This is a genomic window from Roseobacter sp. OBYS 0001, from assembly GCF_019654895.1.
Classification (GTDB): domain Bacteria; phylum Pseudomonadota; class Alphaproteobacteria; order Rhodobacterales; family Rhodobacteraceae; genus Roseobacter; species Roseobacter litoralis.
This window is the reverse complement of record NZ_BPES01000001.1, coordinates 923,655-949,881: the sequence shown is the minus strand read 5'-3', so window position 1 is coordinate 949,881 and position 26,227 is coordinate 923,655. Positions and strand designations below refer to the sequence as shown.

The 26,227-nt window shown below is 56.1% G+C and carries 26 protein-coding genes and 1 tRNA gene; 12 read left to right on the top strand and 15 right to left on the bottom strand.

Annotated elements, in window-relative coordinates; genetic code table 11:
• Positions 1–135: 135 nt before the first annotated feature.
• The gene (locus K5Q35_RS04605; RefSeq protein ID WP_013961910.1) at positions 136–831 is read left to right on the top strand and encodes a thioredoxin family protein; all 696 of its coding nucleotides are present in this window, start codon (positions 136–138) and stop codon (positions 829–831) included.
• A 5-nt stretch (positions 832–836) separates the two neighbouring features.
• Here the strand turns inward: K5Q35_RS04605 and K5Q35_RS04600 are convergent, their stop codons facing one another.
• The 3 genes from K5Q35_RS04600 to purB form a co-directional block, all read right to left on the bottom strand.
• Complete coding sequence (locus K5Q35_RS04600) at positions 837–1,730, bottom strand: lysophospholipid acyltransferase family protein (RefSeq protein WP_220798594.1); 894 nt, start codon at positions 1,728–1,730, stop codon at positions 837–839.
• A gap of 225 nt (positions 1,731–1,955) precedes the next feature.
• The gene (locus K5Q35_RS04595; protein ID WP_013961908.1) at positions 1,956–3,023 is read right to left on the bottom strand and encodes a flagellar motor switch protein FliG; all 1,068 of its coding nucleotides are present in this window, start codon (positions 3,021–3,023) and stop codon (positions 1,956–1,958) included.
• 526 nt (positions 3,024–3,549) lie between these two features.
• Positions 3,550–4,854, bottom strand: coding sequence for an adenylosuccinate lyase (gene purB, locus K5Q35_RS04590; RefSeq protein WP_220798593.1), 1,305 nt, complete (start codon positions 4,852–4,854; stop codon positions 3,550–3,552).
• A gap of 170 nt (positions 4,855–5,024) precedes the next feature.
• On the opposite strand from purB, the gene K5Q35_RS04585 reads away from it, so the two are divergent.
• The 4 genes from K5Q35_RS04585 (at position 5,025) to K5Q35_RS04570 (ending at position 7,155) form a co-directional block, all read left to right on the top strand.
• Positions 5,025–5,429 carry a DUF6314 family protein gene (locus tag K5Q35_RS04585; protein ID WP_259650456.1) on the top strand — a complete coding sequence of 135 codons (405 nt, stop codon included), beginning with the start codon at positions 5,025–5,027 and terminating at the stop codon, positions 5,427–5,429.
• Between the two features lie 75 nt (positions 5,430–5,504).
• A complete protein-coding gene (locus tag K5Q35_RS04580; protein WP_220798591.1) occupies positions 5,505–6,110 on the top strand; it encodes a biotin transporter BioY in 606 nt (201 codons plus the stop codon).
• Between the two features lie 135 nt (positions 6,111–6,245).
• Positions 6,246–6,815: a hypothetical protein gene (locus K5Q35_RS04575; protein ID WP_220798590.1), complete on the top strand. Its 570-nt coding sequence runs from the start codon at positions 6,246–6,248 to the stop codon at positions 6,813–6,815.
• A gap of 10 nt (positions 6,816–6,825) precedes the next feature.
• Positions 6,826–7,155, top strand: a complete 330-nt coding sequence (locus tag K5Q35_RS04570; protein WP_220798589.1) for a hypothetical protein — start codon at positions 6,826–6,828, stop codon at positions 7,153–7,155.
• A gap of 12 nt (positions 7,156–7,167) precedes the next feature.
• Here K5Q35_RS04570 and K5Q35_RS04565 read toward each other — a convergent pair whose 3' ends face one another.
• The gene (locus K5Q35_RS04565; protein WP_220798588.1) at positions 7,168–8,385 is read right to left on the bottom strand and encodes a bifunctional alpha/beta hydrolase/OsmC family protein; all 1,218 of its coding nucleotides are present in this window, start codon (positions 8,383–8,385) and stop codon (positions 7,168–7,170) included.
• A gap of 253 nt (positions 8,386–8,638) precedes the next feature.
• On the opposite strand from K5Q35_RS04565, the gene K5Q35_RS04560 reads away from it, so the two are divergent.
• The gene (locus tag K5Q35_RS04560; protein ID WP_220798587.1) at positions 8,639–9,538 is read left to right on the top strand and encodes an SGNH/GDSL hydrolase family protein; all 900 of its coding nucleotides are present in this window, start codon (positions 8,639–8,641) and stop codon (positions 9,536–9,538) included.
• A gap of 56 nt (positions 9,539–9,594) precedes the next feature.
• Here K5Q35_RS04560 and K5Q35_RS04555 read toward each other — a convergent pair whose 3' ends face one another.
• Positions 9,595–10,308, bottom strand: a complete 714-nt coding sequence (locus K5Q35_RS04555; RefSeq protein WP_013961900.1) for a VPLPA-CTERM sorting domain-containing protein — start codon at positions 10,306–10,308, stop codon at positions 9,595–9,597.
• A gap of 243 nt (positions 10,309–10,551) precedes the next feature.
• Positions 10,552–11,895, bottom strand: coding sequence for a dimethylsulfonioproprionate lyase DddP (gene dddP, locus K5Q35_RS04550; RefSeq protein ID WP_220798586.1), 1,344 nt, complete (start codon positions 11,893–11,895; stop codon positions 10,552–10,554).
• A gap of 128 nt (positions 11,896–12,023) precedes the next feature.
• On the opposite strand from dddP, the gene K5Q35_RS04545 reads away from it, so the two are divergent.
• Positions 12,024–12,755, top strand: a complete 732-nt coding sequence (locus K5Q35_RS04545) for a DUF3445 domain-containing protein (protein ID WP_259650455.1) — start codon at positions 12,024–12,026, stop codon at positions 12,753–12,755.
• A 115-nt stretch (positions 12,756–12,870) separates the two neighbouring features.
• Here the strand turns inward: K5Q35_RS04545 and glnA are convergent, their stop codons facing one another.
• Entirely contained in the window at positions 12,871–14,274 is a 1,404-nt protein-coding gene (gene glnA, locus K5Q35_RS04540) for a type I glutamate--ammonia ligase (RefSeq protein ID WP_013961897.1), read from the bottom strand.
• Positions 14,275–14,323: 49 nt separating this feature from the next.
• On the bottom strand, positions 14,324–14,662 hold the full coding sequence (locus tag K5Q35_RS04535) for a P-II family nitrogen regulator (protein ID WP_011568744.1): 339 nt from the start codon (positions 14,660–14,662) through the stop codon (positions 14,324–14,326).
• 170 nt (positions 14,663–14,832) lie between these two features.
• On the opposite strand from K5Q35_RS04535, the gene K5Q35_RS04530 reads away from it, so the two are divergent.
• Positions 14,833–15,516 carry an NAD(P)H-hydrate epimerase gene (locus K5Q35_RS04530; protein ID WP_220798585.1) on the top strand — a complete coding sequence of 228 codons (684 nt, stop codon included), beginning with the start codon at positions 14,833–14,835 and terminating at the stop codon, positions 15,514–15,516.
• A 56-nt stretch (positions 15,517–15,572) separates the two neighbouring features.
• On the top strand, positions 15,573–16,415 hold the full coding sequence (locus K5Q35_RS04525; protein WP_259650454.1) for an NAD(P)H-hydrate dehydratase: 843 nt from the start codon (positions 15,573–15,575) through the stop codon (positions 16,413–16,415).
• On the opposite strand, the gene K5Q35_RS04520 is transcribed toward K5Q35_RS04525, so the two are convergent.
• Complete coding sequence (locus tag K5Q35_RS04520) at positions 16,412–16,942, bottom strand: Hint domain-containing protein (RefSeq protein ID WP_220798583.1); 531 nt, start codon at positions 16,940–16,942, stop codon at positions 16,412–16,414. The genes K5Q35_RS04525 and K5Q35_RS04520 overlap by 4 nt on opposite strands.
• Positions 16,943–17,084: 142 nt before the next feature.
• Between K5Q35_RS04520 and K5Q35_RS04515 the strand changes: the two genes are divergently transcribed.
• Positions 17,085–17,168: transfer RNA gene (locus tag K5Q35_RS04515), tRNA-Leu, on the top strand.
• Positions 17,169–17,541: 373 nt separating this feature from the next.
• Here K5Q35_RS04515 and ssb read toward each other — a convergent pair.
• Positions 17,542–18,045 (bottom strand): single-stranded DNA-binding protein, encoded by a 504-nt coding sequence (ssb, locus tag K5Q35_RS04510; protein WP_013961893.1) that lies wholly within the window; start codon positions 18,043–18,045, stop codon positions 17,542–17,544.
• A 221-nt stretch (positions 18,046–18,266) separates the two neighbouring features.
• On the opposite strand from ssb, the gene K5Q35_RS04505 reads away from it, so the two are divergent.
• On the top strand, positions 18,267–18,851 hold the full coding sequence (locus K5Q35_RS04505; RefSeq protein WP_220798582.1) for a lytic transglycosylase domain-containing protein: 585 nt from the start codon (positions 18,267–18,269) through the stop codon (positions 18,849–18,851).
• 16 nt (positions 18,852–18,867) lie between these two features.
• On the opposite strand, the gene K5Q35_RS04500 is transcribed toward K5Q35_RS04505, so the two are convergent.
• From K5Q35_RS04500 to miaA, 5 genes are all read right to left on the bottom strand, one after another.
• The gene (locus K5Q35_RS04500) at positions 18,868–20,958 is read right to left on the bottom strand and encodes an ABC transporter ATP-binding protein (protein WP_013961890.1); all 2,091 of its coding nucleotides are present in this window, start codon (positions 20,956–20,958) and stop codon (positions 18,868–18,870) included.
• A gap of 84 nt (positions 20,959–21,042) precedes the next feature.
• Positions 21,043–22,260, bottom strand: coding sequence for an ABC transporter permease (locus K5Q35_RS04495; protein WP_220798581.1), 1,218 nt, complete (start codon positions 22,258–22,260; stop codon positions 21,043–21,045).
• Between the two features lie 12 nt (positions 22,261–22,272).
• A complete protein-coding gene (locus K5Q35_RS04490; RefSeq protein ID WP_013961888.1) occupies positions 22,273–23,316 on the bottom strand; it encodes an ABC transporter permease in 1,044 nt (347 codons plus the stop codon).
• 208 nt (positions 23,317–23,524) lie between these two features.
• Positions 23,525–24,328, bottom strand: coding sequence for an AraC family transcriptional regulator (locus K5Q35_RS04485; protein WP_220798580.1), 804 nt, complete (start codon positions 24,326–24,328; stop codon positions 23,525–23,527).
• A 101-nt stretch (positions 24,329–24,429) separates the two neighbouring features.
• Complete coding sequence (gene miaA, locus K5Q35_RS04480) at positions 24,430–25,317, bottom strand: tRNA (adenosine(37)-N6)-dimethylallyltransferase MiaA (RefSeq protein ID WP_220798579.1); 888 nt, start codon at positions 25,315–25,317, stop codon at positions 24,430–24,432.
• A 93-nt stretch (positions 25,318–25,410) separates the two neighbouring features.
• Here miaA and pyrH point away from each other — a divergent pair, with 93 nt between their 5' ends.
• Positions 25,411–26,139, top strand: a complete 729-nt coding sequence (pyrH, locus tag K5Q35_RS04475; protein ID WP_013961885.1) for a UMP kinase — start codon at positions 25,411–25,413, stop codon at positions 26,137–26,139.
• The last annotated feature ends 88 nt before the right edge of the window (positions 26,140–26,227 follow it).

Sequence of the window (26,227 nt, the reverse complement as noted above, 5' to 3'; positions counted from 1 at the left end):
TCAAAATGTATACCATTGTGTACAAAAGTGATCACGAAAGGCGCCGATGTCTTTCAACAAAGCTTGATTGGTGTTTCTGCGCGGGAAATTCTAAGGTCATCGAATAGCTCACGGATAGACGACACGGGGATACAAATGAAGAGATTATTGCGCGTATTTGCGGCGTGCTGGCTCGTGGCGTCGCCGGTGCTGGCTGAAAACGCGCCTGTCGTGGTAGAACTGTTTACCTCTCAGGGATGTTCATCCTGCCCCCCGGCGGATGAATTCATGCAGGTGCTGGCCGAACGTGACGATGTCATCGCGCTGTCGGTGCATGTCGACTACTGGGATTACATCGGTTGGAAGGATGAGTTCGCAGACCCAAAGCACGCCGAACGTCAGCGCGCTTACGCCACATTGGCAGGTCGGCGGTCTGTGTACACGCCTGAGATGATCGTGAATGGTGTCAGTGATATCTTAGGTGCGAAGCCAATGGCTGTCGCGACGGCGATTGAAGCACATAAATCACAAGCGCGCGCCGTTGCGATCACTGTGTCGCGCTCAGGTCGTTCTGTTTCGATTCAGGCGGTGGTTCTGCAGAACGGCCTCGGTCCGATGACTGTTCAGATGGTGGGCTATCAGCCGCAGCGTATTGCAAAGATCACGCGGGGCGAGAACGCCGGAAAAACGATACCCTATGTAAATGTCGCGCAGGATTGGCAGGTGATCACATCCTGGGATGGCTTGGCCCCACTGGATATTAAAGCCGAGGCCCCCGGTGCGCACCCGGTTGTGGTTCTCATTCAGGCAGATACCCACGGGCCAATCCTTGCTGCGGCACGGGCAGAGTAGGGCGTTTAGCGCTTGACCTTTACACGCCACCGTCGGTGCACCCAGAACCATTGGCTCGGGTCCTGTTCAATCCGGTTATTCAGCGTATCTGTGATGGCCTGCGTCATTTCTTCGGGTGTTGACGGAGGTATTGGAGCTTCAAGGACCGTTTCAAAACTCAATCCGTCCGCCTGTCTGATGCCGTAAAAGGGCAAAAGCAGGGCATCATACCTGAGACTCAACTCGGCCGCCGAGGTCGCCGTATGCGCGGGACGCCCAAGGAAATTTATCGTCGGGGCCCATCTGACGTGCTGATCAAACAAGAGTACCAGCTGCCCCCCTTGTTTGAGGTGGCGTACAAAACCTTTCGTCCCTTTTCGCCCCTGCGCGAAGACCGGCCCACCAAAGGTTTCCATTGTTTTTACGTAGTGCGCGTTGAAATAGGGGTTTGTCATATTGCGGTACAGACCACCAACCGCATGACCGCGCCCGGCGAGAGCGGCTCGCACTGCTTCATAGTTACCGTAGTGACCGGTGACCAAAATCACTGGCCGCTGCTCTGCGATCGCCGTTTCCCAAGCCGCAACGCCCGCCCCAGTCAGTGGGTTATTTGCCAGCCGGGCCGGAAAGTCCTTTTGAGAGTAGTTTTCAATAAGGGTGCGGCCCATGTTGTTCATACATCCGGCCGCAATCCGTTTGCGTTCCGCCAAGGGTCGGTCGGGCCAGATCAGTTCCAGATTGGAAAGGGCGCGTTGGCGGTATCCGGCAATCGGACCAATGATGTGTTGCATCAGCCGCCCGACCATTCTGACGCGGAACTGATATGGCAACGCGAGAGCGATGCGGATGACAGATGCAACAATGAGGTTTGTCGCGTATTGGATCACACGGTCGACATCGCTCGGTGGCGCTTTCGGCATAGTGGCAGGGCACCCTTTTGATGAGCAGGTGGCTTTTTGCAAAGCGACCGCAACAGCTGAGACAAATAACGCCGTCCCACTGTAATCTCAAGGCTTAGGAGTCCTGAACAATTCGGTTCCGTCAGTGTTTACAGATCAAAAACGATGCCCGTATTCGAGTGCGTGAAGCGCAGCGAGGTGCTTTGTCGGATCACCAAGGTGGATCCGTTGCGACACGACGGCCTTTTATTCTGGCTCACTCTCTTCAACGATCAGCAACAGGTCGCCTGACGCTTCCAACTCGCGGATGGCCTGAACGATAAGCGCCGAGGCTTCTTCCATGTCCGCGGATTTTACGGTTTCACGTTCTTGCACCTCTTCCTTGAGCTGATCGGCCATGCGCCCGGACATGTTTTCGAGGATAAAGTCCGCGGAGGCTTGCATCCCTGCCGCTTGCGCACCGGCGAGGGCGGTGACAAGCGCTTCCTGATCGAGTGCGCGCACCACCCGGGGAATATCTCGTGCGGCAATTCGTTGCGGGATGTTCGCAAAGGTAAAGATGGCCCGTCGGACCATTTCTGCAAAACCAGCGTCCGTTTCATCCAGACCTTCAAGAACATCGTCACGCGTGATTGTCGTTGTTGAATTCAAGATAGCGCCGACCCGTTCAACGGGGCCATTGTCAAAGGCGCGCAGTGGTTCAGCATCAAGCTGTGCGGCAAGCGACAGGCCAATACGGTCCACCGCATCCGGGGTCACGGCGCTGGTAAGTGAAACGGCGTATGTAATGCGCCGGGCATGCGGGCCGGGCAGTTTGCCGAGCAATTCCGCCGCGCGTTTCACATCGAGTTTCGACAGCAGAACCGCGGCCACTTCGGTGCTTTCATTTTGCAAAACCGGCAGTAATTTTTCCACGCCGAGGTCGCGCAACCGTTCCCAAGGGTTACCATATCGGCGCACGCCCGCTTCCTTGCGCAAACGATCCGCCGTCTGTTTCGAAATCCGCCCTTCAAGCGCATCGAGGGCTCCGGCGATGCCGCCGGTGAAGGACAGGCCGATGCTTTCCAGTTCCTGTGCAAATTCATCCACGACGCTGGCTAGTGTTGTGCGGTCAACAGTGCGCATGGAGCCCATTTGATGCGTGAGCCGTGCTTGCAACTCTTCTGGCAGATCTTCCAATGGAATATCAGCGCCTTCATTGATCAGCAGCCGCACGACAATGGCAGCTTTCGCTTTGCGGCTCAACGAAACAGGCGCAGAGGCAGGGCTGCCGGGAAGTGCGGGAAAAGAACCAATGGGCACCATTTCAGTCATTATTACCTACCTGTGTATGATCTTGGTTTGTTCTCGCATGGAAAGGTAAATTTAGGCTGAAATACGCCACAGAATGAATTGAAATAAATGGTGCGTGTTTTCGTTCCGTTCTATTGTTGGGTTCAACGCATATTTGCCTTCGTGAGCCAGCGCGATATCCGGACGCTGATAAGAGTACTCCCGGAGCGAAACGCACAGAATGCAGCGCATAAAAAAAGGCGCTCAGTAAAGAGCGCCTTTAATCCGGATATCTTTTCGTAAGTCCTACCCGGTTGTGGGCACGCAAGCACCAGATTGCGCGTCATAAACGCTGCCCTCAGCGCAAGACATGGACGCTTGCTTCTGTTTTGAAGAATTGCATTCGTAGGCGAATGCCATTGCAGGCAGTATCGTAAGGGCCACCGCGGCGGCCAAGGTCTTGATCGTCATTGCGGTTCTCCTGTCCAAATCGATGAACTTAAGGTAGCAGCCGCGCGCCATGGGTCAACAAAAATACCGCGCGCGGCAAGTGCCGCGACGACCCTGCCTATTCCTTGAACACACGCGCAAAAATCGTATCTACATGTTTGGTGTGATATCCGAGGTCAAATTTCTCTTCTATGTCCTCGGCGCTCAGGGCTGCGAGCACATCCTGATCGCCCAGCAGTTCGGTTTTAAAATCCTTGCCTTCTTCCCACACTTTCATCGCGTTGCGCTGTACCATTTTGTAGCTGTCCTCGCGGCTCACACCGGCCTGTGTCAAAGCGAGCAGAACACGCTGGCTCATCACCAGACCCCGGAACTTATTCATATTGGCGAGCATATTGTCGGGATAAATCACCAGCTTGTCCACCACCGAGGTCAAACGGGCCAGCGCAAAATCCAGCGTGATGGTCGTGTCAGGGCCAATGTTACGCTCAACCGAGGAGTGCGAAATATCGCGTTCGTGCCACAGGGCAACATTTTCCATCGCGGGCACCACGGCCATACGCACCAGCCGCGCAAGCCCGGTGAGGTTTTCCGTCAGCACCGGATTGCGTTTATGCGGCATGGCGGAGGAACCTTTTTGCCCGGCGGAAAAGAACTCCTCCGCTTCCAGCACTTCGGTGCGCTGCATGTGGCGAATTTCAGTGGCGATGTTCTCGATGGAGGACCCGATGACCCCGAGGGTTGCGAAAAATGCGGCGTGGCGGTCGCGCGGGATCACCTGCGTGCTGATCGGTTCCGGCTCAAGGCCGAGCTGTGTGCAGACATGTTCCTCAATACGCGGATCGATATTTGCAAAGGTGCCCACCGCGCCGGAAACCGCACCGGTCGCAATCTCGAAACGCGCCTTTTCCATACGGTTCAGGTTACGGTCCATTTCCGCGTAAAAGCGCGCAAAGGTGAGGCCCATGGTCGTGGGTTCTGCGTGAATGCCGTGGCTGCGCCCTATCCTGACGGTGTCCTTATGTTCATAGGCACGCCGCTTGAGGGCCGCCAGCAGAGCCTTGATATCCTCAATCAGGATGTCCGACGCGCGCACAAGCTGCACGTTGAAACACGTATCCAGCACGTCGGATGACGTCATGCCCTGATGCACGAAACGCGCCTCTTCACTGCCGATATGTTCCGCCAGGTGGGTCAAAAAGGCGATGACGTCATGTTTGGTAACGGCTTCAATCTCGTCGATACGGGCGACATCGAATTCCACGTCCTTGGCTTTCCAGACGGCATCCGCGTTTTCGCGCGGGATCACGCCCAGATTGGCCATGGCTTCGCAGGCATGGGCTTCGATTTCATACCAGATGCGGAACTTTGTTTCCGGGCTCCAGATGGCGACCATTTCGGGGCGGGAGTATCGAGGGATCATGAAATGCGTCCTTATTTGCGATTGCGTCCGGGCTCAGGCGGCTCATAGACTGACGCGCGGTGCATCACAAGACAGGAGCGGCAAAATGCAGGTCTTATGGAAAGCAATGCGCTGCCATGCGACAGGCGCGCAGGCGGGGCCGGGGTACATGTCGTATGAAACAACTGCCGATGACTGATCCGCGCCAATTGGCAGATTTCGAAGGGTCATGGTCTCTTTACCGGCGCATCACACCCCAGCATGGCCCCGGTGCGATCTTTGAAGGCACTGCCGTGTGGTCGCCTGTCAAAGACGGCCTCGATTACGTCGAACAAGGGATCATGCAACTGGAGGGGCAACCCGCCATGCAGGCAGAGCGAAGGTATCTCTGGTCTGACGATCTGTCGGTGTTTTTCGAGGATGGCCGGTTTTTTCACGCTGTGCCCGCACAGGGTGGCGAGACCGATCATTGGTGCGATCCGGACATGTACAAAGGCAGTTATGACTTCACGCAATGGCCGCAATTTGAAGTAAAATGGCGTGTCACAGGCCCCAGAAAGGATTACCTGTCGCAAACGCTTTACACCCGCTCATAGCGTTTGAGCCCTTGCGCGGCGCGCGCACCTGCGGCATTCATGGGGAAAGACAATCGAAACAGGAGACATCAACCGATGCAATTGTCCGCTTCTCACTCTGTTCTGGCAGATCATTTCGGGCCTACGGCCGGTACCGCGCGGCGGATAAAGCAGGCTGTTCTGGTGGTGCTGGGCATTACTGTTTTGGCACTGGCCGCCAACATCAAGGTGCCGGTGCCGGGCTCGCCTGTACTGATGAACATGGGCACCTTTGCGGTTCTGACCATCGGGGCGGCCTATGGCGCGCGCCTCGGTCTGGCAACCATTCTGGGCTATATGATTATCGGTGCCCTTGGATTTGACATTTTCCAAAGCTCAACAGCCGAGTTGAATGGCATCTCCTATATGATGGGCAGCACGGGTGGTTATCTGGTCGGCTATGTCATGGCCACTGTTCTGCTGGGCGCACTGGCGCAGCGCGGTTGGGACCGCTCCATGGTCTGGATGGCGGTCGCCATGCTGATCGGGAACATCGTGCTCTATGTACCGGGCCTGTTTTGGCTGGGGCAGCTTTACGGTTGGGATCAGCCGATCCTCGCGTGGGGCCTGACACCGTTCCTGTTGGGCGATGCGCTCAAGCTTCTGCTGGCGGCAATCCTGCTGCCGCTGGTTTGGAAACTGGTCGGCGACGCGCGGCGCTGAGCGCCGGATGCACAAGATGATGAAAACAGGGGCTGGCGCGATGCGCTGGCCCTTTTTGTATTTAAGAACAAAACTATGCCGGTCTGCGTTAAACCAAAGCTGCAAGAGAATCGGTGAGGTAAGAAAGGGAGATGAATGCGTAGGATGATCTTCGAACATGTCAGGCGGTACGCGATTGTCGCGGTCGCCTCTGTGTTTCCTTTTGCGGGAATGGCCGGGACGCCTGTGATTTACACAGACGGGACAAAACCACTTTTCGAGATTGAGGTTCCGGATTTCTGGTCGCTGCGCACTGGCGGCCTGCGCGATCTGGCCAGTCCGGAGCAATCTGATGATTTCAGGGATATCTCGCGCCTGTTTGGCATCACCCCGGACGCGCATGATGGTATCTGGGTCGGTCTCATTTCGCCCTTTGGGGTCACGACCTTGCCCGAGGCGCGCACATATCTGCGCGATATCGGCCCGTTTCTGGTGCAGGACGCATCGGTCGATCCGCCCAAGGCGCGCCGCATCAATGGTCTGAACGCCAGCAGCATATCCGGCACGGGCCGTCGGGAGGGACGAAACGTATCATTTACGGTGCTGGCGATTGATTTGCCAGGCGCGCGCGTGGCCATCGCTGCAGTTGTGATCGAGGCCGGGGCCGATCTCGACCCCCTTAGCGATGTCAATGCGATGCTGGCGTCCATTCAGGCCGTTCGGTGAAGGAAACGTTATGACATTGAAATCAAGAACACTGTTTATGTCGCTAGGCCTGATGGGGGCATTGGCCGTCTCCGGTTGTACCCCTGTCAGCTACAGCACAAGCGGGTCGGCCTATTACGATTCCATGATGTGGAACGACTATTATTACGGCAGCTACCGACCCGGATATCGCCCGCCTGACCGACCTGACAGGCCTGAGCGCCCTGATCGCCCGAACAAACCGGACCGACCAGTGCGCCCGCCCGGCGGCATTGATCCCGGTTTCTCCAGACCGCCCATCGCCAACAAGCCGATCCATCGCCCGTCCCACCGTGGGGCCGGGGTGCGCGGCAGGCGCTAGACTTGGGTCCGCTTACGGGTTGACCAGTTCGGTTATGACGATTGAGCTACGCTCAAGCGTGCGATGCACGGGGCATTTGTCTGCAATCTCCAACAGCCGCGCACGCTGTTCTGCGTCCAACGCACCTGTCAGCGTGATTCTGCGCCGCCAGGTGTCGATCTTGTCCCCAACACCGGTTTCGGCATCCTGTGCATGCACCTTGTCGTGGTTTACATCCACAGATATCTGATCCAGCGGCCAGCCCTTGCGGCGTGCGTACATGCGGATTGTCATGGAGGTACAGGCGCCCAAACCGGCAGACAGTAATCCATAGGGCGACAGTCCCTTATTGGTGCCGCCATAGGCCAGTGGTTCATCTGCAACCAGATGATGCCCCTCACCGGATGTGATGTCGGTCAGAAACCCCTTGGGATCAGCCTCGGCAACGCGCAGCACGCCTTCGGGCGCGCCGGGCGGTGGGGCCGGGCGCGAGATATCAAGGTAGCGCGCCGACCAAGTTGCGATCAGGCTGGCCACGTATTCCGCATCCGCCGCAGCACTGACCAAATGATCCGCACCATCAAGCGTGATGAAACTTTTGGGATGTTTTGCGGCGCTGAAAATCTGGCCTGCATTCTCAACCCCGACGATGTCGTCGAGCGGCGCATGCAACACGAGCAAAGCTGCGTTCAGATTGGCCACGCAAGCGGACAGCTCGGTCTTTGCAACATCTTCAACAAACGCTTTGCTGATTTGGAAAGGCCGCCCGCCGAGGCTGACTTCGGCCACGCCTTTGGAGCTGATTTCGGGCAAGGCCTGCGCAAAGTTGTGGGTGACGTGACCGGGGTCAAAGGGGGCCCCAATGGTCACAACAGCCTTGATGCTCTCAAGCGCTGCTGCCGCCTTGAGCACCGCCGCACCGCCAAGCGAATGACCAATGATCAGCGACGGCGTTTTGTTCTGCTCGGACAGATAGCGATGCGCCGCAATCAGATCGTCGACGTTCGAGGTAAAGGATGTATTCGCAAATTCCCCGTCTGAATGACCCAGCCCGGTGAAATCAAAACGCAACACCGCAATTCCCAGTGCAGCAAGACGCGCGGCGATCCGGCGCGCTGCCGGGATATCCTTTCCGCAGGTAAAGCAATGCGCAAAAATAGCGGTCGCCACCAACGGCCCTTGGGGCAGGTCAAGCCGCGCGGCAAGTTGACCACCATCATGCCCGGCAAAGACAATTCGTTCTGTTGGCATCTCGCTACTCCTTCTTTCGCACCAAGAGTGGGATGCTGAGCCCGCACAGGCAACCCATGTGTCAGTAAGATCACGCGGTCGTGCTTATTCTGGTCGGGGTTGTTTCAAGAGGCACGTCGCGAAAGCGGCTGTAACGTCAGATCACAACCATGTTTGGGGCCGTGGGATTGCCTTATCGCTAAATCTTGGAAACTGTAACGACACGGTGCCCATATTTTCAGAGCAGCACCGTATCTGCGCGGGGAGGCGTTGAATGCGAAAAACACGAGGGTGGGCGGTTGTCTTGGGGCGGTGCATGGCCGTTATGGGGATGCTCGCGACTGGGCCGGTGGCGGCAGAGAGTTTCAAATCACCTGATATTCTTGTGCTCGGGGATAGTCAGATTTCTTTTGGTTCCGGTCCGGTGTTCGTTGATTTTCTGTCAGACCTTGAAACGCGCTGCGCGCCAACCGGGCGTGACAAGCGACGCCTGAGAAACCTTGATCCGCAAAACACCGGCGTGATCGGGGTGCGCTCAAGTTCCATTCATTCCTGGATGGCACGTTCTGGCGCTGCAAAGGGTTCTATCTGCGATATTGATCAAAAGTGGAAGGTGAATGCAGGCACCTATGGTGTTGTGAATAAAACAGATAACCCGTTCAAACAGATGGGGCAGGGGCGAAATTACCAGTTCTGCACGGCGGGAAAATCGCCCTTCGAAGCAATGTTTCGCGAGGGGTATTATGATCCCGATCTGTTGATCCTCAGCTTTCTGGGCAACGCGGCGCGCAGATGGGCAGACAATCCCGACCTTGCTGTCAAAGACGCGCAGCGACTAAGCGCGCATCTGCCCAAAGACTTGCCCTGCGTCTTCATGACCACCGCGCCCGCGCATACCAATAAAGTCGCAAATCTGCGTGAACGCGCTCAGACCAATATCAAAAATGCCTTTGCCAAAACAGGCAATCGCTGCGTTTTTGTGGAAGGTATCACGCCCGACACGGTTGCCGCCAATCAATCCACACCGCGTTTTTTCCGCCGTAACGATGCAGGCAAGGTCAAAGACCCGTATCATCCGAATGAACGTGGCGCGCGTCACTTCTTTGATTTGCGCGGACCTGCGATCTGCAAGGCCGTGTTTTCCGCGCTCGGCGGGACTGGTTCAGGGTCCTGAACATAGGAAAAACGCGACCCGAGGGCCGCGTTTCATAGTGAAGTCGCTCTTGTTGATTACTTCTGCGCTTTTTTGCGGCGCATGGCAGCAAATGCACCCAGTCCACCAAGCAGCAGCAGCGAAGACGCAGGCAGCGGAACCGCTGGGACGCCAGCACCTTCGACCAGCAACTGCGACGGGTTACCGTTTGCCGCAGCATAGACCAGTTTGAATTCACCACCGGTGAAGGCAATCGTGCCGGTTCTTGGCGTCGTGCGGATGCCAGTCGGGTTTGCGAAAGACACCAGAGTCGCGCCATCGTCATAGATCGTAAAGCCATCATCATGGGTCACGCGGGTGTCGAATGCGTTGCTGTAGACTTCGGTGAACTCGAAAAGCGTTGTGGTTTTGAACGTTGGCTTGCTCAGCTGCAACGCTCCGACTGTCGCGTCGAGATCCTGCACCAGACCGATCGGCAATCCGGTGGTGTTGTGCAAAAAGAAATCCGCAATAGACTCTGCGTCGCCGTTTACAGGCCCCAGATTGTCGATGAAGAAATTCAACTCGCCGGTATAGGTGAACACATCACGGTCGACGCCATCGGTGGCGGCATCAAAGCGCGTGTCAAAGTTGCTTTGCGAGGCGATGGCCACGGAACTGCTCTGGTTGGTGCTATAGGCAAAGTTGACCACACGCACATCAAAGGTTCCGGAAAGCGTGGCAGCCTGCGCGCCAATGCCTGCGGCGAAAAAGGCGATGGCTGTTGCGGCAAGTGTATTTGTGATTTTCATGTTGCGTTCCTTACGAGTTACTAAACTAAATTGTCACTAAACGCCCCGTCCATGGGGTTGTCGTTGAGCCGGGTTTAGCACAGCAGCGCGGTGCTGCGATCAAAAGGTAAAGCTATGGTTAACATTCGGATCGGGAGGTGACGGGCCAGTCGGTAATCGCCGCGCGCCCAAAAAGCGTAATTTATTCAATGTCTTGCGAAACGTTTGTTACTAGAATACGCCAGCGCGCAACCGTGAAACGCGCTAGGTGGTGCCCATCAACGCCGGATCAAACGGATACTGCGTGAGGTTTTCATACCCATCTTCTGTAATCAGAACCTGATCTTCCAGCTTAATTGAGAAATCCGCACCTTCCTCGCTGACCAATGCCTCAACACATAGCGTCATGCCGGGCTCAAGTGGATAGTCATACGCACCCTCGACAGCGTGATCCGGATAGGCGACCAGCGGCCATTCATCACACAGACCAACCCCATGCATCAGACATCCGTATTTGAGCTTCTGAAACTTCGCGTCCAGCACATGCGTATTCGCAGACAGTTCCGGAATCATCACGCCGGGTTTGAGCATCTCCATATTGGTCTGGATATGCTCGACACCATGCTGCATCGCATAGATCATGTCAGCGCGTGGTTTTTGATCCCCGATCCACCAGCTGCGCGAAATATCCGTGCAGATACCATAGGCCCCGACCAGATCGGTATCGAAAGAGATAATCTCGTTCATCTGGCATATGCGCGGGCCACATTCCTGAAACCACGGGTTTGAGCGCGGCCCGGACGCCAGCAGGCGGGTCTCGATCCATTCGCCCCCCCGGCGCACGTTCTCGCTGTGCAAAATGGCCCAGATGTCGTTTTCACAGGTGACGCCATCGCCGACGTTGCTGCGGGCGAAATCCTCCATTTTACGCACGGCAACTTCGCAGGCATGTGACGCACAGCGCATCGCGCGGATCTCGTCAAGGCCTTTGACGGAACGGGCCTTTTCGGTGACCTCTTCGCCATCCATGATCTCGAACCCCTGCGCTTGGAGCGCGCGCAATCCGTGCAACATGACCTTATCGACCGCCAGCCTTCGCAATTCCGGCGCATGGTTACGCAAAAGTACACGCACTTCGTCCGCAAAGACGTCTGCGGCCACATCTACTTTGTCGCCCCTGTCAAAATAGAACAGATCAGCGCCGGAGCGCTGTTCATTCACGAGGGGATTGAATTCACTTAGAAAAGGAGAGTTCTTGTAGTCCCACATGACCATATAGCCATCCGCACACAGCAGCGTCGCCCGGAACGGATTATGCGTGTTCCAAAGCTGCATATTGGTGCTGTCGGTGGCATACCGGATGTTAAGCGGGTCAAACATCAGCAAACCCGCATACCCGCGTGCAACGATATGCGCGGTAAGCCGTTCGTGACGAAAACGGCGCATTGCGGCCAAATCGGGCAGTTCCAGACCTGCTTCTTGCCATTCTGCAAAGGCCAGCTGCGTCGGTCCGATTTCGACCCTGTCCATGTCATTTGGCGATCCGTCACCCAATGTCGCACCCCGGCTGGGGTCAATTTTACGCGTCGCGTTGAAATGGCTGTTCATCGCTGCTGTCCTGTCACTTGTCTAACAATCAGGTTTCCAGCAATCGTTTTTGTTTGGTTGTAAGATACCGACATGTCGAAGTGTCGTTTTTTACTGACAGGATTTGCGCGCACACGCATATTTGCACCGTGGTTGAAATTTTGCACAAAGCTCTGCCCGACGATTTAAGGGCAACGAACCCGTTGCCCGGCATGCGCCCTCTGGCAGATGACCAGTGGCTGCGAGTCGATGATGCCTATCCAGCGCAGATGTCATATCGGCGTAAACTGCTGCGCAGACGTCGCGATGAGGTCCTGTGGCAAAGCGATGTGGCCCTTGAGGCCATTGCAGAGCTCTCAGACAGGGTGTGTGAAAAACTGCCTTCTTTGGGGTTTAACATCACATCAGGTGTTATTGTCTGTCCAGATGGCGAAGCGATTGAGCGTGACGCAGACGGCCCGCTCGCCGTATTGGGGCAGTCCATACAGGAGGACATCTGCATTCTGCAAAAAGACGGGGACGAGCATTTGCTGAGTGCCGCACTACTGTGTTTTCCGGCAAGCTGGACGCTCGCTGAGAAGGCAGGGCGGCCCTTGTCGGTCATTCACGCACCTGTGCAGGGCTACACCGTCGACATCGCGAAACGGGTCCAGCGAATGTTTAATGCTGTGCGCCCGGAGCAACCACTTTGGCGCAACAACATGCTGGGCTATACGGACCCTGACCTGTTTCAGCCGCGCGCGGAAAACGATCCGGCGCGGCAGGCTGACCCTGTTGATGTTGCCCCTTTCGTTCGCGCGGAAAGACAGTGCATTTTGCGGCTACCCAAAAGCGACGCGTTGGTTTTTACCATTCATAGTTATGTGGTTAGAGCTGAATAAAAGTGTTCCAAAATAAGGATCTAAGGGGTGTAGTTAAAGCATGGCATGAAAAAAGGCGCCCCGAGAGGCGCCTTTTAAACGTTAGTTTATGCGAGGCAAATCGCCCCGGTTTGCCTTAGCAGCTATAGTACATGCCGAATTCAACCGGGTGTGGTGTGTGCTCGTAGGTCTCGATCTCTTCCATCTTCAGTTCGATATACCCTTCGATCTGATCTTTGGTAAAGACGTCGCCCGCCAACAAGAAGTCCATGTCAGCCTGCAACTCTTCGACCGCTTCGCGCAGCGATCCGCAGACTGTCGGGATACCGGCCAGTTCTTCTGCAGGAAGGTCATAGAGGTTCTTGTCCATGGCTTCACCCGGGTCGATTTTATTCATGATACCGTCAAGACCGGCCATCAGCAACGCGGCAAAGCACAGGTATGGGTTCGCTGCAGGGTCCGGGAACCGCGCCTCGACCCGCTTGGCTTTTGGGTTCTCGGTCCACGGGATCCGCACGCAGCCTGACCGGTTACGCGCGGAATAGGCGCGCAAAACGGGGGCTTCAAAACCCGGAATCAGCCGCTTGTAGCTGTTCGTTGCGGGGTTGGTGAACGCGTTCAGCGCCTTGGCGTGTTTGAGGATACCACCGATGAAATACAGCGCTTCCTGGCTGAGGTCCGCGTATTTGTCGCCCGCAAAGAGAGGCTTGCCGTCTTTCCAGATCGACATATTGCAGTGCATGCCTGTGCCGTTATCGCCGTAGATCGGCTTTGGCATGAAGGTCGCGGATTTACCGTAGGCGTGGGCCACGTTGTGGATCACGTATTTGTACTTTTGCAGCTCGTCCGCCTGCTTGGTCAGGCTGCCAAAGATCAAACCCAGTTCATGTTGGCAGGACGCAACTTCATGGTGGTGCTTGTCAACTTTCATGCCCAGACGTTTCATCGTCGACAGCATTTCAGAGCGCAAGTCCTGCGACTCGTCAATCGGGTTGACAGGGAAATAGCCGCCCTTGACGCCGGGGCGGTGGCCCATGTTGCCCATTTCGTAGTCAGTATCTGTGTTCCATGACGCATCTACTGCATCAACTTCGTAGGATACCTTGTTGATTGAATTGGAATATTTTACGTTATCGAACAAAAAGAATTCGGCCTCTGGACCCCAGTAGGACACATCGCCAATACCGGAGGATTTCAGGAAAGCCTCAGCTTTCTGCGCGGTGGAGCGCGGATCACGCTCATAGGGCTCACCCGTGTCAGGCTCCACGATTGAGCAATGCAGGCAGACGGTCTTTTCCGCATAGAACGGGTCAATATACGCGCTTTCCACGTCCGGCATCAATTTCATATCGGAGTTTTCAATCGATTTCCAACCGGCAATGGAAGAGCCGTCAAACATGAAGCCTTCTTCGAGAAAGTCTTCGTCCACTTCGTCTGCAATCACTGTGACGTGCTGCAGTTTGCCGCGTGGGTCGGTAAAGCGGATGTCGACGTATTCGACGCCTTCATCTGCAATCATCTTGAGTAGTTCTTTGCTCATTCTCGGATATCCCTTTTTTCTGGAATGGTTGTTTGGGGCCGCTTCTGGCTCAGAGCGCGTCTGAGCCTGTTTCGCCGGTGCGGATGCGGATGGTTTGTTCAACGGGCGTCACAAAGATCTTTCCGTCGCCGATCTTTTCTGTCTTTGCGGCGGAAACGATTGCTTCAATGGCGCTCTCCACCATGTCATCGTCCAGAACAATCTCGATTTTGACCTTTGGAAGAAAATCGACAACATATTCGGCGCCGCGATATAATTCGGTGTGGCCCTTCTGGCGACCGAACCCTTTGACCTCGATGACGGACAGACCTTGTACGCCGACTTCTTGCAGCGCTTCTTTGACTTCGTCCAATTTGAACGGTTTAATGACTGCCTCGATCTTTTTCATTGGGGGCCTCCCTTATCGGTTTCCAGAAAGTCTCAGATCATCTTGATATAAGACGGTCCATGCATAGACCTGATTAGGCCAACAAAGCATGCAAGAATCCACCAATGCCGCCCAACATTTTGGCTTGGTGCATAAAAAATAGGCGAAACTGAATCTCTTGGAGGTTTTCCATGCCCGATATCCTTACGGCTTCACAAATGCGCGCCTTGGAGACCGCTGCATTCAACTCGGGCGCTGTGACTGGTCTGGAGTTGATGGAGCGGGCCGGTCAAAGCGTGATTGACGCGCTGTTTTCCAGTAAAGCTGAGCTTGCGACAGGTGAACACCGCGCCGTTATTCTGTGTGGTCCCGGTAACAATGGCGGCGATGGATTCGTGATCGCACGTTTGTTGTTCGAGCTGGGTTGGCAGGTGCGTGTCTACCTCTATGCCCATCCGGAAAAGATGCCGCGGGATGCCCGCGCGAACCATGACAGTTGGGTTGATCTGGCCCCCGAATGCACGCAGCGCATTTCTTTTCCGTCCGTGTTGCCCGCCGAAGCGGAGCGCTTTGGAGACGAAGCTTTTGGGAATGGCGAGGTGGATGTCATCGTGGATGCGCTGTTTGGCATTGGCCTGAACAGACCGCTGAGCGGGTTGCATCCCATCCTTGCGACCTGTCATGCAAACAGGCATGAGGCATATTTCGTGGCCGTTGATGTCCCCTCGGGTCTGGGGGAGAACGGCCCGCTTGAGGCTGCTGATTGGTCTGTATTTCCAGCAGACCTCACAGTTACCTTTCACAGACTCAAACAGGCGCATCAAAATGGTCTGTCTTTTTGCGGCGAGGTCATGGTCCAAGACATTGGCCTTTGATCCGTATCTCTATATTCTTGTGACGGAGTTCGGGACATGTGATGGCCATCAGTATTATGAATAGATCCAATCTGCCGCTTGATTTACTGCAGAAAAAACAAGGGCATAAGTTCGATCACGGACATGCGTTGGTTCTTTCCGGCGGCGTCGGCAGAACCGGAGCTGCAAGGCTTGCAGCCATGGCCGCTTTGCGGATCGGAGCAGGGGTGGTGAGCATTGGCACACCGCCAGCAGCGATTTCCGAAGTCGCGGCACATATTTCTGCCTTGATGGTCAGAAAAATCAAAACGCCGCATGATTTGGAAATAGCTCTGTCGGACAAGCGGATATCGGCGCTCTGTGTTGGGCCGGGGTTTGGAACTTCGTCCGCCCAAATCGGCCTGATTGAGGAAATTCTGGCGGCAAAGCGTGCAACAGTGCTTGACGCTGATGCAATCACTTTGCTCGCCATGAACCGGGAGCTGTGCACTCTTTTACATCCAGCTTGCGTTTTGACGCCCCACGCGGGAGAGTTTGCCCGGCTGTTCCCGGACACATCCGCTGAAGCCTTCGCTGCGTCTATCGACAAGCGCGCCGAGGTGACGATCAATGCCGCACATGACATGGGCTGTATTGTGATTGCAAAAGGTGAAAACACGCTGGTCGCGGATCAAAACGGGCATGTGTACTTGCATCAGGCCACTGGCGCGCGCGCGGCCCCCTGGCTGGCGACGGCGGGGTCTGGGGATGTATTGGCAGGCTTCATTACCGGCCTGATGGCGCGGGGTTTTACGCCTTTGGAAGCCGCGAAAGCCGCGGTCTGGTTACATGTGGAATGTGCAATCACATTCGGCCCTGGATTGATTGCAGAGGATTTGCCAGCGGTCTTGCCCAAGGTTTTACGAAAACTGCTCGTTTAAGTCAGCGCGTTCTCATACGCCATTATATCCGCAGTGCCCAATTCCATGCCATCCGCGTAAAGAACCTGTGGCGCGGCACAGAACACACTATAGAGGGTCAGGGTCTGCAACCCGATGTCTCTGACATATTCCCCATCAACCAACCTGTCGATCCTGACCATTGTTTCCTCGGCACCTGCAAAAGCATGGGCGCGCCAATCCCTTAATAAAACCGTCTGCGAGGCGGGCAGGAGGCTGTCCAGATCGGGTTGATGATGGCCCAGTGACCCGGCGACAATATAGACAGCTGGAACAACCATGCTTCTTTGTTCGATAAGGTGGACAGGCACTGCGCCATTGCCTCGGGTAATGACATGATCGCCGGGACGAAGGTGTTCGACCCTGCGCGCGCCTTTCATTGTCAAAATGCGCGCGCCATGCACGAACCCGGGCTTTTCCCACAGCGAAAGCGGTCTTTCCAACCCTGATACCAAGGCAGCGGCGGGGCGATTGTCCTGTTCAGATCGATCGACCGTTTTATGCGTCATTGATGCACCCTTTGCGAATTCCATGGGCGCAATATCTCTAAAATTTGATACTAAAGCTTTAACGCCGACTTTGTATTTTCGGTCTCGCCACTCGCCCTGAGGTTTGCTAGTAGGTCGCGAAGACTTGCGAAAGCGGTCTCGTGCGGGTGTGGCGGAATTGGTAGACGCACCAGATTTAGGTTCTGGCGCCTATGGCGTGGGGGTTCGAGTCCCTTCACCCGCACCATTTTATCTCCAGACATTTTTGAACGGACCAGAGCGCAAGTGTTTGCGTAGTGTTTTCTGGCGTTGAGACAACCAAAAAGGCCACCGGTTAGATGGCCTTTTGTGGGACCCGTGATGTGGGTCGATAAACCGCCTGTTACCTCGCAGAGGAAAGGCGTGGTTTTACGTTATCGCACCCCAATAGTTTGGGCGCGTGGGCTTCCTGGTCGACCACGCGCATCTTACGAGCTACGCATGCCCAATCATGTCCCGGTGATTGTTGGATGTAACACTTCGCTCTGCGCGGGTAATTGTCGCGCCATGACACCTCACTCAACAAACCGACCGACAGTTGCCCTTTAAGTTGGTATCAGGCCCGACAAAGAGCCTTCGTGTCAGAACGGGATTTCATCGTCCAGATCACGCGACGGTGCCGGGCTTGGCGTGTTGCTTGCGCCGCCGCCGTAACTATCGCCGCCCCGGTCGTCGTAACCCATGCGGTCCGCACCGCCGCCGCCACCGCCGCCGGAACTACCGCCGCCGCCATCACGACTGTCAAGCATCGTGAGAGTAGAGGTATAAGGCCTAAGAACGACTTCCGTGGAATATTTGTCCTGTCCGGATTGATCCTGCCATTTGCGCGTTTCGAGTTGCCCCTCGACGTAGATCTTTGAACCTTTGCGCAGATATTGTTCTGCGACACGCACCAGAGGTTCGGAAAAAATTGCTACCGAATGCCATTCGGTGCGTTCTTTCCGCTCGCCGGTATTTTTGTCCTTCCACGTCTCGGAGGTGGCAATTCGCAGGTTGCAGACTTTGCCTCCATTCTGAAAACTGCGCACTTCCGGATCGCGTCCCAGATTACCGATGAGGATTACTTTGTTCACAGAGCCGGCCATGATGCCCCCTTTTTTTGCTCGTTATTATGGCTCTGCGCTGATCGGTGGTTTTCCGAATCTTAACGCAGAAAAATTTTGTAAAATCATAATTGTTTCGCGCGGGTTAAACCATGGTAAACGGTTGGATGAAACGGCCCAATATCAATGAACCCGTAAGGACTGGCAAAAGAAAGATAATTTGATATGTTCTGCGCAATTGGAAGAAGGTTGAGTAGCCATCTATGCTGAAATCTGTTTTGGTTTCGTCCGCGATCTTCATTTTTGCCGTGCAAGTGGCTCAGGCGCAGACTGTTTCCACAAAAAACCGCAGTAAGCTCTTTGACTCGCAAACCAGTGTGCTGGATAGCCGTGCGGCGGGGCAGTACAAAAACTCCGTGCGATTACAGCCACCCTCGGTCATCACGCCGAGCAAGTGGAACCTGCCGCAGTATACCGGCGCTTATCGGGGCGAATTTCTGGAAATGGCGCGCTCAGCGGCACGCAAACACCGCATTCCGGAGGATCTGTTTTTGCGGCTTGTCCAACAGGAATCCGGCTGGAACCCGACGGCCAAATCACACAAGGGCGCGCTGGGTCTGGCGCAGCTGATGCCTGCAACGGCGCGATCACTGCGTGTTGATCCGCTGGTGCCGCAGGAAAACCTGGAAGGGGGCGCGCGGTATCTTCGTCAACAGTTTGATCGTTTCAAATCATGGCGTCTTGCGCTGGCCGCGTATAATGCGGGCCCTAATGCCGTAAAACGCCACGGCGGCATTCCGCCTTATAAAGAAACACAGAATTACGTCAGGATTATCACAGGCGGTTGATTGTTGCGTCGCGCGCTTATTCTGCGGCAACGCCGACTTCGATTACGGGCTCCATGCTGGCAAGCTGTGCGTCACTCAGATGACATTTGAGCTGGTGGTTGCCGGGCAAAGTCCGCACGGGAGGCACCTCTTGTTCACACAGACCACCGGGCACTTGTGATTTCCAGCCACAGCGCGTCTGAAACGGACAGCCCGAGGGTGGGTTCATCGCCGAGGGGATATCGCCTTCCAGCACGATGTGCTTTTTCTTGACGCTGGTGTCCGCAATCGGCACCGCAGAAAGCAGCGCTTCGGTATAGGGGTGGTAGGGGGGCGAGAAGACCTGATCGGTGGTGCCAAGCTCAACGACATGGCCCAGATACATGACCATCACCCGGTCGCTGAGGTAGCGCACGATGGACAAATCGTGGCTGATGAACAGCAGCGTGGTTTTATGCTCGCGCTGGATTTCCATCAGCAGATCAGTCACCGCCGCCTGCACTGACACATCGAGGGCAGACACCGGCTCATCCGCCACCACAATGCGCGCGTCACCGGCAAAGGCACGGGCAATCCCCACGCGCTGCTTTTGTCCGCCCGACAACTGGCGGGGCATCCGGTTGGCGAACTCGCGTGGCAATTTCACCAGATCGAGCAGCTTGAGCATCCGTTCTGTCCGGTCGCGTTCGTTTTCCCCGATGCCGAAGATTTCTAGCGCGCGGATGATCTGGCGCCCGATCGTCATGGACGGGTTGAGTGTATCAAACGGGTTTTGAAATACCATCTGAATGTCGGCGACGGTTTGCGTATCGCGTTCTTCGATGGGGACGTCGTGGATGGGTTTGTTCCCTAGGGTGATTGACCCTTCGGTTGCAGTCTCAAGCCCCATCAGCACCTTGGCAAAGGTGGATTTGCCACAGCCGGATTCGCCAACAATGGCCAGCGTCTCGGACTCGCGTGCCTCAAAGGTCAGCGTTTCATTGGCTTTGACGACCTTTTTGTCGCCGCCGCCAAAGATCGCATTGGCGGCAACCTCATAGTATTTCTTGAGGTTGTCTATCTTCAGGACAACATCGCCGATCTCGCCCTTGGTCTTGACCTCGGCCAGTTCCAGCGGCGCATCCCAGTCGATTTCTCTGAACTTCAGGCAGCGCGTGGCATGACGGTCATGGCCTTCCACCTCTTCCATTAGCAGCGTTCCCTGATCACAGCGACCTTGTTCGAAATAATCGCAGCGCGGGCCAAAGTTGCAGCCATTGGGCCGTTCATGGGGCAGGGGGAAGTTGCCGGGGATTGCCACAAGCGGGCGCGCGTTTTTATCTGCCCCCGGCAGCGGGATAGACCGGAACAGGGCCTGCGTATACGGGTGCTGCATCCGGTCAAAGACGTCTTCGATTGAGCCGCGTTCGACCGCCTCACCGGAGTACATGACGCAGATGCGGTCGCAGGTTTCCAGCACCAGCCCGAGGTTGTGGCTGATGAACAGCATCGAGGTGCCGTATTTGCGCCCCAGATCCTTGACCAAGGCGACTATGGCCGCCTCGACAGTCACATCCAGCGCCGTGGTCGGCTCATCAAGGATCAACAAAGACGGCTCTGACATCAGGGCCATCGCTATGACGATGCGTTGCTGCTGCCCTCCCGAGAGTTGATGCGGATAGGAATTCAATATCCGCTTCGGGTCCGGCAGCTTTACGTCGGTCACAACCTGCAAAGCACGATCAAACGCATCCTTTTCCGAGGCGCCCTGATGGATCATCGGCACTTCCATCAACTGCCTGCCAATCTTCATCGCCGGGTTCAGAGAGGCCATCGGTTCCTGATAGATCATTGCGATTTCTGAGCCGCGAATGCCGCGCAACTCTTCATCGTTCATCTCTCCAAGGTCGCGGCCTTTGAACTTGATGGACCCGCCAACGACGCGGCCATTCTTGCCCAAATCCTGCATGACCCCCAAGGCCACAGTGGATTTACCGCAGCCGGATTCACCCACAAGGCCCACGGCCTCGCCGGGTTGCACATGCACGGAAAAATCCATGACAGCCGGGATTTCCCGCAACCGCGTGAAAAACGATATTGATAGCTTGTCTATCTCTAGAATTGGACCGCTGTAGTCAGGCTTTGGCATTTTGGTCTCCTTGTTGGAGTGAACCTTAAAGTGCGGCTCATCGTCTTTTATTCGGGGCGGGGGCGCTCCCCCCGCAACCGCTCATCAGTCGCGCAAGCTTTCCTCGCGCAGGCCATCCGCCAGCAGGTTCAGGCCCAGCACGAGGGTCAGCAGTGCAACCGCAGGTGCGATTGCCGCATGCGGGTAAAGCGCCAGCAAGCGGCGCCCTGCGTTGATCGTGCTGCCCCAATCCGGGCTTTCCGACGCAAGACCCAGACCAAAGAACCCTAATGTGCCGAGCAAAATGGTCGTGTAGCCAATGCGCAGGCAGAAATCGACGATCAGAGGACCCCGTGCGTTGGGCAGGATTTCCCATAGCATGATGTACCACGGGCCTTCACCGCGCGTCTGTGCGGCGGCTACGTAGTCGCGTGTCTTGATGTCCATCGCAAGGCCGCGCACGATCCGAAAAACGGTGGGCGAGTTCACAAAGACGACCGAGACAAAGACCACGAGAATACCCGCGTCGATGTCAAACAGATCGAGAAACGCCGGTAGCCCGGGTATCGAATAGGACGGTGTGGCAACGACGGCGCCATCCGAAGACACCAGTGACAGATACAACCACCCCAAAAGCCCCAACACGCCAATCAGCAGCGGCGTTCTGATCTTCGGCTGCGTGTAGTACCGCGAGTTGAGCAGAATACACACAAAGACCAGTGGAAAGATGAACAGGAACAGCGCCATGTAGTTGGGGATTCCTGTCAGGACGATCTCTGGCGTTACCAGAAGGTAGAACAGCAGGATCACCGGAAAGGCGAGGATCAGGTTCGCCAGAAACGACAACACCGTGTCCAGACGGCCACCATAGTAGCCTGCGGGCAGACCCAGCGTGATCCCGACCATAAAGGCGAATAGCGTGGCAATAGGGGCGATCTGCACCACGATCCACGCGCCCTTGATGATCCGGCTAAAGACATCGCGCGCAAGGTTGTCGCCGCCCAGCAGGAAATAGGCATATTCGCCATCCTCCGCGCCACGCATGGGTGTTCCGGGGATTTTGTTCTTCATCCCGGAAACCTGATCAAGCGGATTATGCGTGACCAGCAAATCGAAGGGGCCGCCAAAGACGCCGACGAAAACCCAGAACATAACGAGTGCGAAACCGATCATGCCAATCGTGCTGTCAAACAGTTTGCCATAAAGGCCAAGCCTGCGTTTATACACGATCGAAATGGTAAAAAGGGAAATCAGCGAGACCCAAACCGGCATAAGCTGAATGACCATGCGGACAATGATACTGCCCCAGGAAAGTTCTTCCATGACCAGCCCCCCTTAAGTGATGCGAATGCGTGGGTTGAGGTAAACGTAGCCGATATCGGATATCAACTGCGTGACCAGAACCACGAAAACAGAAACAACAGAAACGGCGAGCAGCAATTCGATGTCGTTGTTAGACGCCGCCTGCACCAGCAACCACCCAAACCCCTTGTAGTTGAACAAGGTCTCGACGATGACGACCCCGTTCAGCAGCCATGGAAATTGCAGCATGATCACCGTGAAGGGCGCAATCAACGCGTTGCGCAGCGCGTGTTTGAGCACGATGTCAGAGAATTTTACCCCCTTGAGCCGTGCGGTTCGGATGTATTGTGCCGTCATGACTTCGGTCATCGAAGCCCGCGTCATCCGCGCAATATAGCCCATGCCGTATAAGGAAATAGTGACGACCGGCAGGGTGAAATTTTCAAACGTGGCATTTTCCATCGCAGAAGTGGCCGAGCCTTTGAACCATTTCAGCCCAAAGGCGGAGGAGGCGAAAACGGCAATGAAGATGACCCCCGAGACATATTCCGGTGTCGCTGTCGAGGCGATTGAAAAGGTAGAGAGGGATCGATCAAGTTTTGATCCTTCGCGCATCCCCGCCAGAACCCCCACAATCAGCGCCATGGGCACCATCACCAGCATGACCGCAAACATCAGTTTGCCTGTCAGCGCCAGCCTCGTGGCGACAATGCTGCCCACCTCATCCTTGAATACCGTTGAGGAACCCCAGTCCCCCTGCAGCACCCCACAGAAACTCGGGCGTTCGGCTTCAGGCGTGTCCGCGGCAAAGCAGCGCCCGGTGATCATGCCGTCTTCTTCGTGGGTCCAACCGGGCAGAACGCCCAGCCACTGACCGAATTTGACGGGCAGGGGCTGAAGGTAGCCGTTCTTGTCGAGATAGCTTGTCACAGCCTCGTCCGACATCCGGAAATTGCCTTGTGTCTTCGCCAGTTTTTCGAGGTTCGGATAGAGATTTGTCAGCCAGAACACGATGAAGGTGAGGCAGAGTGCCGTCAGCAACATCACGCCCAACCGTCTGAGTATGAATAGTCCCATTAATACCCCTGTTGTCAGGATGTGGCGCGTGGGCCGCACCGGTTTTCAAGCAATTTTTTGCCTGTTTTTATATTTACTCGTGCATGAGGCATGAGTTTGGGGGGCGCGTCAATGGAAGCCAGCGCCCAAAAATGGTAAATTTGCGACATATCTCGCGTCGTAAATGAGACAGGTGGTTTGAAGCCCATTGCTCAGCAGTGAAACAGGTTCAGGCGGCGTCTTTGGGTTTTGTGGCGGCGCGCCGCAGGGCGGAGGGCGTTGACCGGGTGTGATGCACCATGAAGCGTGTGAAATACGCGGCACTGCCAAACCCGAGAAAACGGGCGATATCCTGCGCTGGAACAGAAGTATTCGTCAGCAACTGGCGCGCCTCATATAAAATGCGGTCGGTCAGAAGTTCTGCAGCCGTTCTGCCGGTTGCAGCCTTGCATGCACGCGTGAGGTGGGTTGGCGTCACCTGCAGCGCTTCCGCGTGGTCTGCCATCGTCATCGGCTGATGGAAGTGTTGCGTGATGCGGGACGCGTAAGCCGAAGTCAGGCGTGCGGCTGCATTCGGACGCGGTGCGATATGTTCTTCAAGCGCAAGTTGGCGTTGCAGCCAGATTGAGATCAGGGTGCCATGCGCACTGAGTGCGGCCTCCATCAGGGGGCGGGCAGTTTGCTGTTCCCGCGCCGCACTTTCGATCAGCGCAGTCAACTCTCCCATTGCGCTGCCATCCCGAATGCGCAGTTGCGACGGTGTTTGCGGAAAATCCAGTGTCGAGCCATCGGGCAGGATCACAACCTGACCGACCGCTTGTCTGCCAAGGTCAAGCGCGAAAAGGTGCCGTGCCGGGACCAGAATGGCGTTATGCGCGCCAATCCCCCGCCGCTGACCATCCAGCAGCAATCGACCTTGTCCGCGTGTAACCCAGATGAGCAGCTGCTCAGGCCGATCGTGCGGCAGTGAAAGCCGCCACTCATGCCCAGCCGAAAGCTGTGATAAGGTTTGAATTCTCAGATCAGCAATCATTCCTGATTTTCGCGCAAGAGTTGAAAAGTGTCAATTGAGCGGCCAGTTTTTCCCAAGCAAACCGCGCCTCGGTTCCTTTTTTGAAAGTGACAGAGCGTGTTTCAGGGCACATAAGCGGACCATTGCCGCATTTTTGAGCGAAACCAGGTGCGCTGTCGTTTGGCGTATTGACGTGTTGCTGTGATGGCGGCTGTTCGCGCTTCATCCAGAGAAAGCTGGCCGTTTAGATGTGCGATCAACTCCGGTGCGCCAATGGCCCGGTGCGCGGGCAGCGTGGGATCATAATCCGGCAGGACGCGGCGCGCCTCGTCCAATGCGCCCGCCGCCAGCATCAGATCAAAGCGGCGTTCGATGCGCGCGTTCAACACCTCTTTGTCCACATCGAAAACGATGGGTTGCGCCGCTGTGAGCGTCAGGGCAGGAGGGCCGGTTTCTTCCTGCCATGCGCCTAATCCGCGCCCGGTTGCGGTCATGACTTCCCACGCGCGTTGCACCCGCGCCCGGTTCGCACTGTCGATCCTATTTCTAGTTTGATCATCCAGCGCGGCCAACATCTCGGACAATTCCAGACGATCCCCACGCGCCCGAATGTCTGGCGGCGTCGGTGGAATATCAGCCAAGCCCTGCGTCAGCGCCGCAAAATACAACCCCGTGCCCCCCACGATGATAGGACGCGCACCGCCGGACAGGTAAGAGGTTACATCGCGCAACCAATGTCCCGCGGAATAGCGCACCGTGGCATCCAGATGGCCATATAGCGCGTGAGGGCTCTGGCGTTCCTCTTCGCGCGACGGACGCGCTGTCAAAACCCGCCAGCACGCATAGACCTGACTGGCATCCGCATTCACGATCACCCCTCCTTGTTCGGCGGCAATCCGCAAGGCCAGCGCGGATTTGCCGGAGGCTGTCGGTCCGGCAATCAGCACGGGTTTGTCTGGCACCAACCGGTCCATCACGGTTTGATGGTTCAAAACGAGGCGTTCGTTCATTTTTTACGCGCCCTTGAAAGCTCGGTGCATTGCAGTTCCCGCGTTTTTGGGACATTTTGCGCACAAAGACAAATCACCAATCAGGAGCCGCCCATGACAACGCCCGAACCTCAGGCCGCCTTTAAGCGCGTTATGCTTAAAATCTCGGGGGAAGCGTTGATGGGGGATCAAGGATTTGGGCTACATCCGCCCACTGTCGAACGTATTGCGCGCGAGGTGCAGTCTGTCCACGCACTGGGTGTCGAGATCTGCATGGTGATCGGGGGTGGCAATATCTTTCGCGGGCTGCAAGGTTCGGCGCAGGGGATGGAGCGGACAACCGCCGATTACATGGGGATGCTTGCAACAGTGATGAACGCGCTGGCGATGCAGTCTTCACTTGAGGGACTGGGTATTCACACGCGGGTCATTTCAGCCATCACGATGAACGAGGTCGCTGAGCCCTACATCCGCCGCCGCGCCGTGCGCCACCTTGAGAAAAAACGTGTCTGTATCTTTGCGGCGGGCACCGGGAATCCCTATTTCACGACGGACACGGCGGCCACGTTGCGCGCCAACGAGATGTCGTGTGAGGCCATTTTCAAGGGCACCAAGGTGGATGGGGTCTATGACAAGGACCCTGCAAAGTTTGCGGATGCCAAGCGCTATGACACCGTCTCCTATGATGATGTTCTGGCAAAACGACTGGGTGTAATGGATGCCTCTGCCATCGCGCTGGCGCGGGACAACAACCTGCCGATCATCGTATTCTCGTTGGATGAACCGGGCGGTTTTCGCGGTATTCTGGCGGGCGAGGGTACCTACACGCGGGTACAGGACTAGCCGGGCCCGCGCTTCAATCCCGGTTGACAGCAGCGCTGTACACTTAGCACCCGAGCAGATTATAACTCCCCAAAAGTACGAAAGGGCA

Bases quoted from the DNA above. Each gene is read 5' to 3' on its own strand.
- K5Q35_RS04605 (WP_013961910.1), top strand. From the start codon at position 136: ATGAAGAGATTATTGCGCGTATTTGCGGCGTGCTGGCTCGTGGCGTCG.
- K5Q35_RS04600 (WP_220798594.1), bottom strand. From the start codon at position 1,730: ATGCCGAAAGCGCCACCGAGCGATGTCGACCGTGTGATCCAATACGCG.
- K5Q35_RS04595 (WP_013961908.1), bottom strand. From the start codon at position 3,023: ATGACTGAAATGGTGCCCATTGGTTCTTTTCCCGCACTTCCCGGCAGC.
- purB (WP_220798593.1), bottom strand. From the start codon at position 4,854: ATGATCCCTCGATACTCCCGCCCCGAAATGGTCGCCATCTGGAGCCCG.
- K5Q35_RS04585 (WP_259650456.1), top strand. From the start codon at position 5,025: ATGACTGATCCGCGCCAATTGGCAGATTTCGAAGGGTCATGGTCTCTT.
- K5Q35_RS04580 (WP_220798591.1), top strand. From the start codon at position 5,505: ATGCAATTGTCCGCTTCTCACTCTGTTCTGGCAGATCATTTCGGGCCT.
- K5Q35_RS04575 (WP_220798590.1), top strand. From the start codon at position 6,246: ATGCGTAGGATGATCTTCGAACATGTCAGGCGGTACGCGATTGTCGCG.
- K5Q35_RS04570 (WP_220798589.1), top strand. From the start codon at position 6,826: ATGACATTGAAATCAAGAACACTGTTTATGTCGCTAGGCCTGATGGGG.
- K5Q35_RS04565 (WP_220798588.1), bottom strand. From the start codon at position 8,385: ATGCCAACAGAACGAATTGTCTTTGCCGGGCATGATGGTGGTCAACTT.
- K5Q35_RS04560 (WP_220798587.1), top strand. From the start codon at position 8,639: ATGCGAAAAACACGAGGGTGGGCGGTTGTCTTGGGGCGGTGCATGGCC.
- K5Q35_RS04555 (WP_013961900.1), bottom strand. From the start codon at position 10,308: ATGAAAATCACAAATACACTTGCCGCAACAGCCATCGCCTTTTTCGCC.
- dddP (WP_220798586.1), bottom strand. From the start codon at position 11,895: ATGAACAGCCATTTCAACGCGACGCGTAAAATTGACCCCAGCCGGGGT.
- glnA (WP_013961897.1), bottom strand. From the start codon at position 14,274: ATGAGCAAAGAACTACTCAAGATGATTGCAGATGAAGGCGTCGAATAC.
- K5Q35_RS04535 (WP_011568744.1), bottom strand. From the start codon at position 14,662: ATGAAAAAGATCGAGGCAGTCATTAAACCGTTCAAATTGGACGAAGTC.
- K5Q35_RS04530 (WP_220798585.1), top strand. From the start codon at position 14,833: ATGCCCGATATCCTTACGGCTTCACAAATGCGCGCCTTGGAGACCGCT.
- K5Q35_RS04525 (WP_259650454.1), top strand. From the start codon at position 15,573: ATGAATAGATCCAATCTGCCGCTTGATTTACTGCAGAAAAAACAAGGG.
- K5Q35_RS04520 (WP_220798583.1), bottom strand. From the start codon at position 16,942: ATGACGCATAAAACGGTCGATCGATCTGAACAGGACAATCGCCCCGCC.
- ssb (WP_013961893.1), bottom strand. From the start codon at position 18,045: ATGGCCGGCTCTGTGAACAAAGTAATCCTCATCGGTAATCTGGGACGC.
- K5Q35_RS04505 (WP_220798582.1), top strand. From the start codon at position 18,267: ATGCTGAAATCTGTTTTGGTTTCGTCCGCGATCTTCATTTTTGCCGTG.
- K5Q35_RS04500 (WP_013961890.1), bottom strand. From the start codon at position 20,958: ATGCCAAAGCCTGACTACAGCGGTCCAATTCTAGAGATAGACAAGCTA.
- K5Q35_RS04495 (WP_220798581.1), bottom strand. From the start codon at position 22,260: ATGGAAGAACTTTCCTGGGGCAGTATCATTGTCCGCATGGTCATTCAG.
- K5Q35_RS04490 (WP_013961888.1), bottom strand. From the start codon at position 23,316: ATGGGACTATTCATACTCAGACGGTTGGGCGTGATGTTGCTGACGGCA.
- K5Q35_RS04485 (WP_220798580.1), bottom strand. From the start codon at position 24,328: ATGATTGCTGATCTGAGAATTCAAACCTTATCACAGCTTTCGGCTGGG.
- miaA (WP_220798579.1), bottom strand. From the start codon at position 25,317: ATGAACGAACGCCTCGTTTTGAACCATCAAACCGTGATGGACCGGTTG.
- pyrH (WP_013961885.1), top strand. From the start codon at position 25,411: ATGACAACGCCCGAACCTCAGGCCGCCTTTAAGCGCGTTATGCTTAAA.